The following is a 16330-nucleotide window of genomic DNA, read 5'->3' on the forward strand; positions in this document are numbered from 1 at the left end:
GAGGGTGTTGGCGCTGGTTTAGTGCCTATTTGACCACTTAATATTCTACCGTTTTTTTATCACGATATAGGAAATTGATTATCTGAAAGTCTATAGTTTTTGGGTGTGAAACCGAGAATAAGGGGGCCATAAAATAAAAAACCTGGCGTTAGCCAGGCTTTATTTTTAGAATTATTTGCAGGTTATTTGATATTATAAAACCCGCATCATAAAATGGTGGAGGCGGCGGGAATCGAACCCGCGTCCGCAAATCCTCTGCCTTCAGCTCTACATGCTTAGTGCCGTCTATTAAAATTTAACTGCCTGATACCCGACGAACAGGGCGCTCAGAACAGCGGTTCCGAAAAGTTTTAACAAATCCACCTCGGACAGGTTTTTCTGCGATCTTATGAGAGATGATGCCTGATTGCTCTAAAAGAGCCTGGACGCATAAGCACGGCTCCAGTCAGACAGCCTCTACTGGTTTTTAAGCAGCGAGTGCGTAGTTGTCGTCGTTGGCAACTAAAAAGTTACAGATGGTTTTATGAGGTAATCTGTATCCTCAGCATGCACTTCAGGTTTTGTAATCCACGTCGAAGCCAATGTCGCCCCCAAAAAAGCTTAAACCCTGTTTAGATATAATAAAGGATTTTATTTAATTTTCAAGGAGAGAAAGGAGATGGGGTGAACGATGGGGCTCGAACCCACGACCACCGGAATCACAATCCGGGGCTCTACCAACTGAGCTACGCTCACCACAATAGATAACAATATAAATAATAAAATGACAGCAGGCAATTAATTACCTGAAAATGGTGCGCCCGGCAGGACTCGAACCTGCTACCCTCGGCTTCATCCCAACTACAGTTTTCACTGCCATTGTTTATATAGGCTGCTAAACAATGTTTGTGGGCTGGACCATATCTTTGCCATTTCAGGCATGGTGCGTATGGCCTCTACGGATCCCTGAGCAGTTTACTGTTTAGATTACCGATAATGCACAGCGCCTTATCCCTTCATACTAAACATGATTTTCATCATTACTAATGAGTCAAATCAGCAGGTTTCCTCGGTATTGCCATTTTACAGGTTTCACCGAAACAGCACCATCCACCATAACGGTTATGTTTCCCATTATGGGTCCAATTTTACTTAGAAGGCCGATGCTCTATCCGGATGAGCTACGGGCGCATCTTCTGTTAATGCAAATTCTTAATGGTCGGGGTAGAGGGATTCGAACCCCCGACCCTCTGCTCCCAAAGCAGATGCGCTACCAGCCTGCGCTATACCCCGACAAACTTCATCAAAAAACACTTAAATGCTCTCGATTAAGAGGGCAGAATGATATAGAACCAGGCTTGCCTTGTCAACTGCTTTTTGGAGAAAATGAGATAAAAAAACTGTAAGCCTGGGCTTGTAGTTTTTTTATTGTTGTTTTTATCAAGGCATATCCTCATGTTCTGCCGGATTAGGCGTCGTGAATATTTTCTCAATTTTTTGATTTTTATTGTCAATCGCCAGTTGCAGTGCCGTTTTAGCATTGGTATTTTTCAGACTGGCATCGGCTTTATGTTCCAGCAGCAACATGACACATTTTGCCTGGCTATTTTCTGTGGCCACCATCAGCGCAGTATTGCCATCACTGTCTTGTAAATTAATATTACTGCCATGTTTCAACAGTAACTTTAATATATTGGAATCCCCTTGCTCAGCCGCCAAAATCAAGGCATGTGCGCCCAGCTTGTCTAGCGTATTTATGGGTGCTTTATGTTTTAATAGCAGTGTCGCAATTTCCAGGCGTTTGCTTTCTACGGATTGCATCAGGGGCGTAACCCCATCCTTATTCGCCAGAGTTAAGCTTGCCTGCTGGCTTAGCAGTTGTTTCACCACTGCCAGGTGACCACGTTTTATGGCACCGATTAAGGCAGTATCGCCGTATTTATCAGTGCCATTAACATCCGCACCAAACATTAATAGCTGTGCGACAATACCGTCATAACCTTGCTTGGCTGCAATCATTAATGCATCCCAGCCAGCATGGGTGCGCTCATGTACATTAGCACCCAGTTCCACCAGCATGGCAGAAATTGCCAGGTGTCCAAATTCTGCCGCAATAATCAAAGCACTACGCCCCTCTGACGTGCGCATATTGACATCAGCACCCAGGGATAATAATACGGCAACAGTTTCAATATCACCGCCTTCAATCGCACGTAATAACGGCGTCATACCAAAGCGATTGCTGGCGTTGATCTGCGCACCTGCTTTTACCAGTTCATTAACACGGTCAATTTTGCCAGCCAGTGCCGCTTCCCGCAGTTCTTGATCCTGCTTATCATCAGCCAGCACCAGCAGGGGGGCCAGCAGCAATCCGAACAGGAATATTCTGAGTTGTTTTAGCATGTTTGAATTTACTCTTATATTATAAGGTTATTCGCTTACTGATTGGGCATCCGGCTTCTGAAATTTTGAGAAAAATCAGGATTATTCCAGCCTTGTTTTGCTTTTAAATTATCAGCCACTGGCAAGCGTGAGATATAGTCGGATACTGCGTCTAAATCACGCATGTTAAAAGTTCTGATTTTTTTCAACATATCGTCATTGGCATTACGCCGCTTACCATTTTGCATCCATAATAACTGCCGCAGAATGTAATGGTAGTGCTGCCCATGAACTCTGGGGAAAGTGCTTTTATTATCCCCCTCGCCATTGTCGCCATGACATTCTGTACAGTGTTTGTCATACAGGGCTTTACCGTGTTGCAGATCCATGCCAGATCCTTTTTCATTATATGGACTCATAGGCAGACTGGCGACATAAGCGGAAACATTGGCAATATCCTGATCACTTTTCATCACGGATTTCAAAGTGAATGGATACATGGTCGGGTTGTCACGATTGCCGCTGCGGATATCAAGCATTTGCTTAATAACCACTTGCTGATGTTGACTGGCAATTTGGGGATAATGCCCGTCTGGTGTACCCCAGGCGGTTGGTGCATGACAGACTGCACAGGTTCGAAAAAGATTGCGGCCTTTTTTCAGATTAGGCTCAAGATGCATAATGCCTTGTTGTTCTTTACTGATACTCCAGGCCATAACAATATGACTGGTAAAAAATAAACCAGTACCCAGAGCAATAAGGAAAGGGGCAATAACGAAAGTTTGAAGGATCTTATTCATGTTGAATGCCTCGGAAGAGACTGAAAAATTGATTAAATCCAGGGATAACAGGCATTCCTTGTTGATGTTTTTTCGTTTTTAGTAAAAACGGAATCCATCTCATATATGCCTATCGCTATAAAATAAATATATCATTTTCTTAAAAGGAAAGTAAGAAAGCCGAATTTGTCTGAATATTAAAATAAACAGGCAAATCCGGCATTTTCATTACGCTTAAATAACACTGTTAAGCGTTTTATTTACTTAAACTTAGTTAAAAATATCTTGAGTGATATTTTCAAACCAGCTATAAGCATACTGCACTTCACGTTTTCTGTGCTCAGCACTGGCATCTACCGGGGTCAGACCACCTGCACCTTTAACGCCAGCAATAATATCCTTCTCTTCATTGAGACGATAAACGGCAGCAACGGAAATACCATAGTCTTTACCGACAATACTGTAGCAGGTATTAACATAAGATGGGGTAACCATCTCTTTACCTTGCAGTGAGGCAACAATTGCCGCTGCGCAGACTTTAGCCTGAGAGCTTGCCGCGTAAGCGGATTTAGGCATTTTGGTTGCAATGCTGGCATCACCAACAACGTGAACACCTGGAACCAGAGTGGATTCAAAGGTTTTCTTGTTAACCGGACACCAGCCTGTGTCATCAGTCAAACCTGAAGCCTTGGCAATGCTGCCTGCTTTTTGAGGTGGAATGATGTTCAGTACGCCGGCTTTGATTTCGTCTTCAAATTCACCTGCAAAAACACTGCGTTTGTCAGCATCAACCCGAGATACTTTACCGCCATTAGAGACTGCACGCCACTCAATCATGCTGTTATCTGTGCCGTAACCATAGAGGTCTTTCCAGCCTTGGGTAAACAGCCTCTGCTTGGAGAATTTAGGCTTGGAATCCAGAATAATGATTTTGGATTTTGGTTTTTCGCGTTTCAGATAATCCGCAATCTGGCAGGCGCGCTCGTAAGGTCCTGGTGGGCAGCGGAAAGGATTGGGTGGCGCTGCAATAACAACAGTACCGCCATCTTTCATGTCTTTTAGCTGCTGCCGCATCATAACGGTCTGGGCACCTGCTTTCCAGGCATGAGGCACTTTTTTGGAAGCGGCTTCATCATAACCGGGAATAGCGTCCCATAAGAAAGATACACCAGGGGAAACTACAGCGCGATCAAAAGCAAAATTGCCTGCTGCAGTTACAACTTGTTTTTTCTCGCCATCAATAGCAGTAGCGCGGGCATTAACAACTTTAATGCCATGCTTGCCAACGCCATCATAGCCAAATTTAATGGAATCTAACTCGCGGTTACCACTGAGTATTTCGTTACTCAGGAAACAGGTGTAATAAAATTTATCCTGCTCAATCAGGGTCACATCCAGAGAAGGATCCATGATTTTCAGGTATTTGGCAGCCGTTGCGCCACCAACACCACCACCCACAACAACTACTTTTTTACCAGCGCTTGCATTTGCGATATGTGGCGCGCCAATTAAACCCGCAGAAGCGGTTGCTGAAGCGGAGAACTTCAGAAAATTACGTCGATTCATTTTACTCATGCTCACTCTCCCTTATTTATGGCTGCCATAATACTGAATAATGGTATCGATACTTTCTTTACCTTTGACTTTAACCATCTTATTCAGTTTTTTCTTCATTTTTTTACCCATAGGACGGGTGCCATCAACGTAGTCAGCTAATGAGTACTCCAGGTAAGGTATCCATTGCCCTGCCAGTATGCCGGTACCATCTGGGTCAGTGGTGCCACCATCTTCATGACATTTTTCACAATATTTATCATGTAATTCTTTGCCGGCTGCCACTTTTGATGCATCTGCTTTTTGAACAGCAGGTACCATTTTTTGTGCAGCAAAATACTTAGCCATTGCCGCAGTTTCTTCCTCGGTATAACCTCTGGCAATACGCCCCATAATGGTGGAAGGACGCTCATTGGAAGCATAAGCATTCATTGCTTCAACAAAACCTTCATCATTCATGCCTGCAATACTAGGTGTTGCAGGGCCGGTGCTGGAACCATTGTTACCGTGGCAACCAACGCAGGTATAAGAGAGCATGGCAGAGCGATCAGCATCTGCCCAAACAGCAGTACTGGCGAGAGTGAGTGCAGAGAGCAGAAAAGCCTGCCCAAGTTTCTCAAGTTGCATAAAACAACCTCCTTTAGGGAATGAAATAGAAATATATACGCCTAAAGCCAAACGAAATATGGGAGTGACCCCCTTTTATTATTATCAGGCAGGGGAACTATAGCAAAAGCTAAAGAGAAAAACCAATGGTTTCAGTATATTAGATAGTCGTAATAAACTTAAGAAGGTATTCAGAAATGAAAAGTTGTGATGAGAATTAAACAAAGAAGGGAAGTAATAAACCCCATCCACCTTGAAATCGACAAAAATATTCTATTAATGTCATACCTGTGCAAGCAGGTATCCAGTCGCTGTTCACGAGGACTGGATTCCCATCTGCACGGGAATAACAAAAACTGCGGTTTTCAACTTAGACGGGGTTTACTATGAAAATTGACCTGCTACTCAATAATAGCGCCAGTTTGAACTGGCGCTAAATAAATAATAGATCATTCAGTTATGTTAAGTGCACCTTCAAAACCAGGGCCACCATAAGCTGAATCAGTATCATTCCCAGACCAAACTTTCCATGTGTAATCACCTGCTGGCAAATCAAGCCTTGAATAATCAGTGGCATGTAAGCCTTCACCACATTCTACTGGCGCATAAGAAGGATTATCTGTATTTTCTGCCGCAATAATATCTATGCAATAATAGGTATGATTGCTCCGGCATCCCCACTCCAAAGTTTCTGCACTGGGAGACTTTAATGCTACTGAAACACAATCACCACCCAGCTTAAATGCCCCCTCAAAGCCAGTACCACCATAGTTCTCAGTGCCATCTATATTTTTAGACCATATTTTCCACGTCACAATAAAATCACTATATTGCTTTTTTAGATTTTTTAACCCCTCTTCTGAAAGCTTAAATCGCTTCATTGCATACTCTGCAGTACTAAATTTATATGGTTTAATATTACATTTTTTGCTATGTTCATATTCTTCACCTGTCTTATTACTTATTTCATTTAGCATGCTACCATTATAGAAGATATCTACACAATACTCATTAATCTCTGTACCAAACCTCCACTCAATATTATTGATAGTAGAAGTATATTCATAGACATTAAATACCCCCTTAAATTCTTCTTCAATATTTTCAGGAAAACCTTCAGCAGAGTTAGACCATACTCGCCATTGATATTGACCAGGTAGTAAAGATAATTGTTGCGGGTTGATAGAGTGCAAACCGGTATTGCACACATAAGGATTATATAACTCCTTACCCTCTTCATCAAGAATATCTAGACAATAGGAGGCATCAGTTTTTCTGCATCCCCACTGTAATTGGTTTGAGTTGGAAACATATGGTAAATCTGCTGTACAAACTGAAAATTCACCATTATCAAATACTTTAAGTTCATCACCCTCTTTTAATGCTGAAGAAACTTCCCAGGTATAGTTATCTTCCCCTAGATTTAAATCATTTAGTGGGTATTTGTGCATACCATAGCCACACTGTTGTTCCTCAAGCACATTTCCAGAGCTATCAATCACCTTTGTACAGTAATACGTATGAGCGCCATTACATGCCCAGCTAATTCCGCTGGAATTAGATATGCGTTCCTCACCACAGGTTACTTTAAAATTGTCATATTTAATATCCATCTGATGATGATTTTCTATGCCTAACGATACATTACTACAATCTTCTACTTTCAGAACAGTCTCATCATTGTTAAGTCTGACAGGTTCATTGTTAACATAAAACTCAAAGCCTAAAAAATCAAAAGTTTCCTTACTCATTATTTTTTTTATTGTTAAAGAGTTTCCAGCATCTCTTACTGCTACTTCAATATCACCCACATCTGTTATATTAACTTTACCTTCTTTAAATAAATGAAAGCTGATTTTTTTCCCGCTATCACAATGCAGAACCAATCCATACCCTTTACTCACATTACCAGCTTCCCAAGTAGTATCTACAGAAACCTCATTAAAATAAGTAAATTTATTATTATCCTCCGCATTCCACATGGCTGATGACATTAAATCCAGTCCATCACCACGATATAATAATTTTTTGTTTCCAGGTTCTTTGTTGGAGGTAAAATAGTTGCCATTTAATAAAAAAGAGTCTGTACCATTTTCAAACCCCTCATTTACCAGTGCTCTAGCAAAGCCATGCATGGAAAAACTCAGCACCATACTAAGAAATAACAATATGAATTTCTTGACTTTCTTACCCATAAAAGTTCTCCGTTATGTTTTTTATAAAAGATTTCAGCAAAATTAATGAAAATTGCATAATGAAATAGACTATATAATTAAATTTCAGCTATCTATGGAAGGAATGTAAACCCCATGTCTGTAGCCTTTAAGTAGTTGTTAATCTGAGAGATCGCAGATAGATAAAGTAAGTGAAAGATTTAGCATGCTAACTACGAGAGAAATTAATCTAATTTTACTTTAATAAAAAAATAATCTATTTTTCCTGACTTTACATACTACTATCTTAGCACTAAAAAGGTCAATAGTTAATACTCTTTTTTTATAAAAACAACTACCACAAGTATTTGAATGTGATATTATTCCAAATACTGGCTTCAAAAAAGCCTGGCATTTTTTAGAAAAATAGTATCAATCAAGTAAGCAGGACGCTTCTAGTACAGCGAATACTAAGTTCACATAATAATTTTAAGCGTAGGACTGCCAGTCCTGAAGTTATTATTTGTTTTTACCCGTTACTGTTCTAGCCATTTTCTCAAATTTCAAATTAATACTGGCAGAAGTTTGAGCGCCTTTACCTGTGAGTATGGTCAAAATAAAACAAATTTTGTTATAAAGCAAAGGACAAGCGAGGGCATGATCACATTTATAAAATATCCGGGCTAACAGAAGGAATAGTAAACAATAATGTTTCCATTCATTCATTAGACTTACTGAACACCATTAGTAGATAGTATGTAAATGTTCAGCCCCTCATTGTAGATTTTGCCACGAAATTTGCTGAAATACGTGGAATGAGTTAACTTTAGGTTATTTTCTGTATTTTCCGCATATTTTGGGGTAAAAAATAATTGGGGTCTGAATGGTTTCGATAGTATAGGTATATTTACTTAGCCGTAGATCCTATAAATTTTCGTATATATAAAATAGTATTCTAAGTTTTAAATGTTTCCTTTTTTTGTATAAAGGAAAAAATCACAATGAGAGGTAACTTGGTATGAAAACTAAAAAAATCTATTTTCCAGTAGTTATGGCTTTAATAGCAACAAATGGATTCGCAAAAGAAATTAAAATTGGAAAATATTTTGAACTATATTCAACATTAGGGGTTATGAATTATACGTATGAGTCTGCAACATCTACTAGTAAAGATAATAAAATAACTGATAACATTCCTTTAGCTGGCATTGGAGGCGCTGCTTCCATTTTTTACGATAACTTTGGTTTTTTAGGTATTAATGGGCGCTATGAGACAACGGGTGGCGGTCAGGATAACCTTGGTAATACTTTAGTAAAGTTAGAGCGTCAGGATTGGTCTACTGCACTATTTTACAAGCCATCAACAAATATTTCTATTCTTAAAGATTTAAGTTTTTCTGCAGGTTATCAAAATGGCAGAACTAATTTAGACCATATTTCCGATCTTGAAGGTAGAGGTGTCAATTCTCATTTCACTGCAAAAGGTCCTTTTATTGGACTAATTTATGGGCATACTTTTGGTGTAAGTCAGACCAATAAAAATGGTTATGGTAAACTCAATATTAGCATAGCAGCAGCAAAATTGGATGGCGAGGAATCAGTATACAATCCAGTCAGTACTTTTGAAAAAATTGGTATGGGTGATACCTTAGCTGGAAAATTGAGTTTGAGTTGGAGTGGTGTATTTCTCCCTAAAACTATAAAAAGTAAGAGCACAGATCCTGCGGTTGCTTATAAAATATCACTGGATGCTTACAGATATGATTTTAACGTAGATAAAATGGTAGAGAAGAGAAATGGAATTATTGTAAATCCTTCAGCCACTGGGAACTTTGGTTTAACAGAAACAGTGTTTAGTATCAAATTTCAACTATCTTATCTATTTTAATCTCTATGAGCTTCTTTCAGTGCTTAATGCACTGAAGATATGCTTTCATATTACCAAGGTGAGGGAGCCATTTCTCGGTGAATATTTTGTGATGGTGATGATTCCATTAATTGGCTTAATTTGGTTTCTAAATCATTTAAATATTTTGAATAGGTATTATATTTTTTTAAACGATTTATATACTCTTTTGCTTCCTTAGTTCTATTATTCCGCAATGCATTTTTTGCAGAATTTACAATAGCTAATTCTTTTTCAATAGCAGATAACTTATATTCTAAGTCATTTATATATCTTGATTTTCTATTAAGCTGTTTTAAATTCCTTAGTTCTTGTCTTGCCTTATGGATATTTTCTTGCACCAAGGCAGTTTCGATAGATTCAGCAACAGCTATTTCTATTTCCAAATTATGCTCATCTTGTAATCTTTGTTCAATATTTGATAACCTAGATTTTAATGTTCTTAGAGATTTAGATCTTGGAAAATTAGATTCTAACTCCTTTAATTTATTTTTTGCAGTATAAATATTTTTATTTAATAAGGCATTATTAATGGAGTTAACTATATTAAGTTCTTGGTTCTTGAAATCCTGCTTTATTTTATTTTTCTTAGCTATATTTAGTTGACTCCTTAAACCAAATAAATCAGCAGATTGTGAGTTAAATCGTTCCAGGCGTCTTAATTGATTTTCAGCGCCAGCAATATTTCCATTGTGTAATTCATTTCTAACCGCTTTTATAAGCTGCCGCTCTTTAGTGTTGCGCTCAATATCACGGTTTAGTATTAGGAGCTGGCTTGAATTTGGGTAATCCCTTTTTAAGCGTGCCAATTTATTTCTAGCCGTAGAAACCTCCCCTTTTGCCAATGCATTCCTAATAGATTGGATAGCATTATTTTCATCTTTTTGTAGTTTCTCAGCAGCAAGCAATTGTCCCTTTAAGCCTCTCAGCTTACGCGATTGAGAATTAAATCTCTCTAACCTATTTAAATAATTCCTTGCTTCAGTTAAACGTTTAGTTGTCAGTTTATCCTGAATAGTTCTAACCAGTTTATTTTCTACGCGATCTTTTATATCAGCTAGTAATGCTGACTGAGGATTAACTATTATAATTTTATTAATATACTCTGATATTTTATTAAATTGCTGTTTATTTAGCGCCTGATCCGCCCATTCCTGGTAACGCTGCTCAATACTAAATAGACCATCGTTAGCTAATTTCTGGGCTTTAGTATTATTTTTATAATTTTCTTTGATATTCTGGTAACAGAATAAAGCAGTATTACTATCACCTTCTGGAGAGGAAGTTAGCCAATTATTACGAAATAATGCTTTACAGTTATCTAAACCCACCATTAATTCAGCTTGGCGCTGTGTTAGTTCTGTTTCTTGAATTTTTTTATTAAAACTTGTTTTTACAGTTTGTAATGCTGATGAATAAGGCGCTATAACATTCCAGTTATTTAAATATTTCTGAGCCTGCTGCTTATTATTATCTGTTAGTTTTCCTGTCAGGATAATATTCAATTCCCGCTGATAAATATTACTTAACTCTCTTATAGCCACATCATTATCTGGGTTATTTTGCAAAAAACTTTGGTAACAATGAATAGTTATTTTCAGTGAATTTTTATTTTTACATAAAGCTAATTGCTCTAATTTTTTAATATTCTGATTTTCTTCATATTTCCTCTGCTGTTCTTCAATTTGTAAACGCTGTTGTAATTTAGATACAACTAAAGAATTTGGACTTAGTTTAAGTAACTCGGATTGAATATATTCTACTTGGTTTTTTTTATTTTCAGTCCAACTATCTATTTCTAATAACTCCTGAGCCTGCTGTTTATAATTTTTAATACCAGATAATGTATCTTTTAATTCAAGTTTTATTGATGAGTTGTCAATCATCTGAATTACTCTTTCCGCATGATCGAGTTCATCTTTATATAAATAGTGAGAAACCAATTTTTTTCTTAAAGTAGATAACCCAAAAAACCTTGGATGAATTTCTGATAATTTTACTAAAGATTGTTCTGCATTAGTTAGTTGGCCTGATTCTATGGTATGCTCAATTTGTTGACGATAAGTATTTTCAACTCTTTCTATACCATTTTTTTTCAGCTTATTATCAGCTAGATTTCGATAACAATTCAGTGCCTTTTTGAGTTTGTTATCATTTAAGGCATTAATACAAATTACATCAACTTTCTCTTTCTCTTTCTCTTTCTCTTTCAAACAAAATCTATTATATTCTCTAGGTGGCCTACATTTCTTTAAATCACTTAATATAGAAGATAACTCAGAAGATGCCTTACCTTTTAGGTTGATATGTAAAATCTTTTCTGTTTTATATTCTTTGATTTTTAAAATACGGTTCCTAATTGATATATTTTTATTTTTTGCAACAGTATAGGCAAGTTCAAGATAATAATTTTCTAATTCTCTAATCCCCTTAATGGCTTCTTTTCCTCCATCAAAATTAGTATCTAAATCGGAAAAACAATTTACCACATCTGTTATTTTAACCTCACCAGACCGTTCTTTCTTAGAAAGTTCAACACATTCTTTTAATTTTATTTTCTTCTTGTCATCCTCAGCAATTAAAGGTGAGCTTACTGATAGCAATACAATAAACAATAAGCCGATAGATATTATCCGAAAAATAGAAGTATATTGATATTGTAGAAAATTTATCATAATATTTTTCCTTTATACATCAGCTTATTTTAAGAAAATTTTACTAAAACTTTAGAGAGTAAAGTATTAATGTGAACGTCCATAATTATGTACCTTAAAAGTAATATTTTTTTTATTACTAGATTTCTTTAGTTGTTTATATTCTGGAGATTGCTTAAACTCGTAAATAGATACCACCCGACTACTGATAAATGGATGCGTTGCAGTTGCTTCTGTCAACAATACAGGGATTTTCTTCAGAATAAATGCATTATCAATTTCCTGTTTCTGCTTTTTTAGTTCATCAATATTAACATCATAATGATGTAAGCCAGACATTAGTTTAGCCAATGCTTGAGAAGCAATTTCGTTTGAACCACCTACTGCTAGCATACCCATTCTATCGGCTGATATCTCTGCTTCGCGTGACCATTTTAAAAAGCTAAACATGGCAATACCTGCTACTGTATCCCTTAAAAATTGAGTTGGAATCAGATCAATACCATAAAATAAAGTTTGTACTATTTCCATACTCAGTACATGTTTAAATTTTAAATGCCCCAGTTCATGACCAATAATAAACAAAAGTTCATCTTGATCTAACAGTTCTATTAATCCTGAATGAATGACTAAAATTGGGCTGCTAATATTGGTAACATAGGCATTAGGTTCATGATCTGAAACCAAAAAAATATCCGGCATTGGTATTCTTAGTGCTTCTGTCATGGTTTTAACCATGTCATACAACCAACCAAGCTGTTTTGGTGTTACATGAAGCATTGTGGATGTTTTTTTATAATAACTTAACTGATCCTGCCATTTCCCATAGTACCAGTCAATGACTGTTTTGACATATTCATTATCAGCCAATTCATTAACTTTGCCAGATAAAATGAGGTCTGCCTCAGTTTGAAGCAAGGCATTGTTACTAATAACAGGTATTGAAAAAGTTAACCTATCTTTTTCACGATACACAGTTTTTTCTGGTTCATCACTACAGGAAATTAGAAAGAAAATACTTAAAAAAGTAAGTAGTCCTCTCCAGGGTTTTTTCATATGATATATTTTCATTTTTCACCTAAATAAATAAGCAGGTTCTATATTTCTGGAAATTATTTTTCTAAATAAACCTGTTGTCACAAAAATTAATAATACAAAAAATCCCCCTCCAATAATTATATACTCCAACCAAGCTAAAGGTAATAAATCCAAATCACCCGCAACAATATGGTCAATAAAAGGTGTTTTTGTTACCACATTATTTAACTGATATGCAAAAATTCGTTGCATAATCTCACTAGTCAAAAATGCAAGAACGAATCCCACTATAAAACTGATTGTGACTTGAAACCGCAATAACATTAATATTTGATTCCAAGACAAGCCTTTAGCCAGTAAAATACCATAATTATGTTTTCTGTGATCAATCACAATACTTAATTGTACTAATAATAAAATAAATAGAAAAAACCCAAAAAAAGGTGCATAACTATTTTTGAGAATAGTCATAATTTTATCAATAAAACGAAACCTGATTAATGCATCATCATAAGTGGGATGAATATAAAAAAGTCGCCGATTATCTAAATACTGGGATTTAATCCAATTTATTTGTTTAGCTAATGACTTACGATCTGCTACATAAATAAATGCTTTCTGATAACTACCCGCAGCATGAATCATATCTATTTTTTGCCCATCCAGGCAGTTTGTCACTTTTCTTAATGAAGGCACAATGTCACAGGGATTGCAGGACTTCATATCATCAGCACAAAGTACTGTCAGGTAATCGTCTGAGTCATACTTAAAATAATGCCCCTCTTCCTGTTCAGTGATACTAATATAAGGAGGGAATGGAGCGCTATTTCCGGTATGTAAAGGAATCAGTGATTGCTGAGCAATACAAGCAACCACTTGAAATTCAGGTAAAGGTGACACTTGCTCTCGCTCCCATGTCAAACGGTTATTTTTCAGCTCTCCACCTTTTAAACAGGTTTGTAGAGTGGTCATAACATCATCTGGCAGCATCATTTTTCCCTGACGGATAATGAGTTGCCAAACACGGGGAGAGTGAGCAAATTGGGCTTCCGGATAATAACGCATTTCCGGGTAATACCTTGATAACCTGAGTGCATTAAAGGTACTGAGTGGAAACAGAAAAGCAACTTTCTGCATAGTAGGAATATGGGCTTGCCAGCGGATGTAAAATGGTATCAATTCTTTTTTTGCATTAACATTAACATCCAGCCACAAAATACCACTATCCAAACAAGAAAGAACATTCCCTCCTGAAGAAGAAGCATCCGACCATTTCCAAAATGGTAAGCGCGTTTGTATCACTTCCTGATAAGCTGCACAATCAAAATATTGTTTAAATAAACTGAGATTTAGTACAACTTCCAAGGGTAGACCTGAGTCATCCTGAAACTGGGGTTGTGAGATTTCCATTTGCCAAAGTGGATCATTTAAGGCAACAGCCCAGCCTTCAAAAGGTATTATTGAGGTATTTGAATTTTTACTTTTGACTTCTGTAGAGTCTGGTTTTATATTCCTTTTTATACTTGCTTGATTATTTTCCAGATTTTTTGAATGCCAAATATTTTGCTTATAAGTACCATTTTCAGTAGGTAAATTAATTTCATGGGATTCCACTTCCCTATAGGGAAAAAATTCTAATTGCTGTTCTTGTCGTATCTTATTTAATAGCTTACGATCAATACCTGTTCGAGTATTTGAAGCCAACCAGACAGGAATACCTGCCCCCTCTATCCTACCTATTGAAACGTCAACAAACTTTTCCAGTAAGCCAGATCGAGCCCCCCAAAGCAATAATGCTAAAGTAAGCGTTAGGAATAGCAATACTGTCAACCAAAAATAATCACGATTATCTTTACCGTATCTTGCGCTACGCCACCATTCCAGCCAACTTAATCTCAACCATATTTTCATAATTACTTGAATCCAATATATCAAAATATTCTATTTACTCTAATGCCTTTTCCATCCAGTTTTCCAACCACTGGCGATTACGAAAATCACATTGCTGATTGTCAACAAATAATAGGTCATTGGTTTCCATTAACTTAAGGTCCCCCGTATGATGATGCGTGACCCATACCAGGCAATGTTTCCCATTCCCATTTTTAACCCAGTTTCTCAAAACCTCCATAACCTGTCGGCGAGTATGTAAATCTAATTGCCCCGTAGGTTCATCGGCAAATAATACGCAAGGATCATGAATAACAGCTTGTAATAAAGCTGCGCGTTGACGCTGTCCACCAGAGATTCTTGAAGGGTAAGAATTCATCAAAAATTTTTTATCCTCTTTTTCATCCGGGAGAAAAAATACATCATCAAATCGGCTTTCAGCTTTTTCCAGTGCATTTTTCCAGGATTGCCCCTGCAATAACAAAGGATAGGCGATATTTTCAATTAAAGTCAGATGATTTGATAGACTACTTGCCTGAAAAGCGAAACCAAAATATTTTCGGTGCAGTTGCACCAGGCTCTCTTCTGATAAATGTTTGCCTTCTGCATGCCATTCTATCATCTTGCCGTCAGGCAGGTGCCAGACAATACTTCCACCTTTAGGCCATTTAAGTGCGGCAAGTAAATATAACAAGGTACTTTTTCCTTGTCCACTTGGCCCCATAATAGGCAGCACTGTAGTTATACCATCTTTGATCTCAAGCTTAAAATTAATATTATTCAGTGTATCTTTATTTTTTTTACTTGTTTTCCAGGCTGCTGAAATATTATTAAGTTCAAACCCCCAATTATTTTTTGTCATGGTAGAAAATCCACTGGTAGCCAATAAATTTGTTCTCCGTATAAACTATGGAGGTAGCTGTATTCGTTGCCAGGTCCCAATAAAGATGGTGGTTCTAATACCATTTTTTTAATTTTTTTCCCCTTCTCGCTTAGTTGGCAACCTGAATCTCTATAGTCTTGCAACTTAAAGGATATTTTCTTCATTGGTTCTTCGGCAACACTTATTAACACCTTTCTAATAGATTTCAGCCAGTCTGCTAAGTATCTCATTTCACAGGCTTCCATTGTCTGAAGTTCATTTAATGAATACTGTAATAATGGCCCTCGATTACGTATAGGTAAGCCAGTTTTTCGCATTATGAGCTGTTCGCCTAGTGTTGTATTTTCATCTAATGATGGCTCACCAATAATAGATTTAATCAGCAATTCCCGCTACATCCTGACTATTTCAGTCAACAATCATTTTCCATTTTTTTCTTAAGGTAATTTTTCATATCCACAAAAATACCTGTCCCGGCCTAATGCCAAGCAGCTAAAAAGGAGAAT

At 37.0% G+C, this 16330-nt stretch carries 11 protein-coding genes, 2 tRNA genes and 1 other RNA gene; 1 reads left to right on the forward strand and 13 read right to left on the reverse strand.

Annotated features, from left to right (window positions below):
* Window positions 1–214: 214 nt before the first annotated feature.
* The 8 genes from ssrA to QUF61_RS15365 form a co-directional block, all read right to left on the reverse strand.
* Window positions 215–592: a transfer-messenger RNA gene (gene ssrA, locus QUF61_RS15330) on the reverse strand.
* A 67-nt stretch (window positions 593–659) separates the two neighbouring features.
* Window positions 660–735, reverse strand: a tRNA-His gene (locus QUF61_RS15335).
* Window positions 736–1195: 460 nt separating this feature from the next.
* A tRNA-Pro gene (locus tag QUF61_RS15340) sits at window positions 1196–1272 on the reverse strand.
* Window positions 1273–1419: 147 nt separating this feature from the next.
* Window positions 1420–2382 carry an ankyrin repeat domain-containing protein gene (locus tag QUF61_RS15345; RefSeq protein ID WP_289682493.1) on the reverse strand — a complete coding sequence of 321 codons (963 nt, stop codon included), beginning with the start codon at window positions 2380–2382 and terminating at the stop codon, window positions 1420–1422.
* A 35-nt stretch (window positions 2383–2417) separates the two neighbouring features.
* Window positions 2418–3161, reverse strand: coding sequence for a c-type cytochrome (locus tag QUF61_RS15350; RefSeq protein WP_103920151.1), 744 nt, complete (start codon window positions 3159–3161; stop codon window positions 2418–2420).
* Window positions 3162–3410: 249 nt separating this feature from the next.
* Window positions 3411–4715, reverse strand: a complete 1305-nt coding sequence (locus QUF61_RS15355; protein ID WP_289682496.1) for an FCSD flavin-binding domain-containing protein — start codon at window positions 4713–4715, stop codon at window positions 3411–3413.
* Window positions 4716–4727: 12 nt separating this feature from the next.
* Window positions 4728–5321: a c-type cytochrome gene (locus QUF61_RS15360; protein ID WP_103920153.1), complete on the reverse strand. Its 594-nt coding sequence runs from the start codon at window positions 5319–5321 to the stop codon at window positions 4728–4730.
* A 428-nt stretch (window positions 5322–5749) separates the two neighbouring features.
* Window positions 5750–7495, reverse strand: coding sequence for a hypothetical protein (locus QUF61_RS15365; protein WP_289682497.1), 1746 nt, complete (start codon window positions 7493–7495; stop codon window positions 5750–5752).
* Between the two features lie 976 nt (window positions 7496–8471).
* On the opposite strand from QUF61_RS15365, the gene QUF61_RS15370 reads away from it, so the two are divergent.
* Entirely contained in the window at window positions 8472–9341 is an 870-nt protein-coding gene (locus tag QUF61_RS15370; protein WP_289682498.1) for a hypothetical protein, read from the forward strand.
* 50 nt (window positions 9342–9391) lie between these two features.
* On the opposite strand, the gene QUF61_RS15375 is transcribed toward QUF61_RS15370, so the two are convergent.
* The 5 genes from QUF61_RS15375 to QUF61_RS15395 all read right to left on the reverse strand — a co-directional run bounded on the left by QUF61_RS15375 (window position 9392) and on the right by QUF61_RS15395 (window position 16210).
* Window positions 9392–12034: a coiled-coil domain-containing protein gene (locus QUF61_RS15375; protein WP_289682499.1), complete on the reverse strand. Its 2643-nt coding sequence runs from the start codon at window positions 12032–12034 to the stop codon at window positions 9392–9394.
* A 66-nt stretch (window positions 12035–12100) separates the two neighbouring features.
* Window positions 12101–13069 (reverse strand): M48 family metallopeptidase, encoded by a 969-nt coding sequence (locus QUF61_RS15380; protein ID WP_289682500.1) that lies wholly within the window; start codon window positions 13067–13069, stop codon window positions 12101–12103.
* 18 nt (window positions 13070–13087) lie between these two features.
* Window positions 13088–14962, reverse strand: coding sequence for an ABC transporter permease (locus QUF61_RS15385; RefSeq protein WP_289682501.1), 1875 nt, complete (start codon window positions 14960–14962; stop codon window positions 13088–13090).
* Between the two features lie 34 nt (window positions 14963–14996).
* Window positions 14997–15803 (reverse strand): ABC transporter ATP-binding protein, encoded by an 807-nt coding sequence (locus QUF61_RS15390; RefSeq protein WP_289682502.1) that lies wholly within the window; start codon window positions 15801–15803, stop codon window positions 14997–14999.
* Window positions 15800–16210, reverse strand: coding sequence for a hypothetical protein (locus QUF61_RS15395; RefSeq protein WP_289682503.1), 411 nt, complete (start codon window positions 16208–16210; stop codon window positions 15800–15802). The genes QUF61_RS15390 and QUF61_RS15395 overlap by 4 nt, the downstream gene beginning before the upstream one ends.
* Between the last annotated feature and the right edge of the window lie 120 nt (window positions 16211–16330).

Source organism: Candidatus Venteria ishoeyi, assembly GCF_030378065.1.
In the GTDB taxonomy this organism is placed as follows: Bacteria; Pseudomonadota; Gammaproteobacteria; order Beggiatoales; family Beggiatoaceae; genus Venteria; species Venteria ishoeyi.

Bases quoted from the DNA above. Each gene is read 5' to 3' on its own strand.
- QUF61_RS15345 (WP_289682493.1), bottom strand. From the start codon at position 2,382: ATGCTAAAACAACTCAGAATATTCCTGTTCGGATTGCTGCTGGCCCCC.
- QUF61_RS15350 (WP_103920151.1), bottom strand. From the start codon at position 3,161: ATGAATAAGATCCTTCAAACTTTCGTTATTGCCCCTTTCCTTATTGCT.
- QUF61_RS15355 (WP_289682496.1), bottom strand. From the start codon at position 4,715: ATGAGTAAAATGAATCGACGTAATTTTCTGAAGTTCTCCGCTTCAGCA.
- QUF61_RS15360 (WP_103920153.1), bottom strand. From the start codon at position 5,321: ATGCAACTTGAGAAACTTGGGCAGGCTTTTCTGCTCTCTGCACTCACT.
- QUF61_RS15365 (WP_289682497.1), bottom strand. From the start codon at position 7,495: ATGGGTAAGAAAGTCAAGAAATTCATATTGTTATTTCTTAGTATGGTG.
- QUF61_RS15370 (WP_289682498.1), top strand. From the start codon at position 8,472: ATGAAAACTAAAAAAATCTATTTTCCAGTAGTTATGGCTTTAATAGCA.
- QUF61_RS15375 (WP_289682499.1), bottom strand. From the start codon at position 12,034: ATGATAAATTTTCTACAATATCAATATACTTCTATTTTTCGGATAATA.
- QUF61_RS15380 (WP_289682500.1), bottom strand. From the start codon at position 13,069: ATGAAAAAACCCTGGAGAGGACTACTTACTTTTTTAAGTATTTTCTTT.
- QUF61_RS15385 (WP_289682501.1), bottom strand. From the start codon at position 14,962: ATGAAAATATGGTTGAGATTAAGTTGGCTGGAATGGTGGCGTAGCGCA.
- QUF61_RS15390 (WP_289682502.1), bottom strand. From the start codon at position 15,803: ATGACAAAAAATAATTGGGGGTTTGAACTTAATAATATTTCAGCAGCC.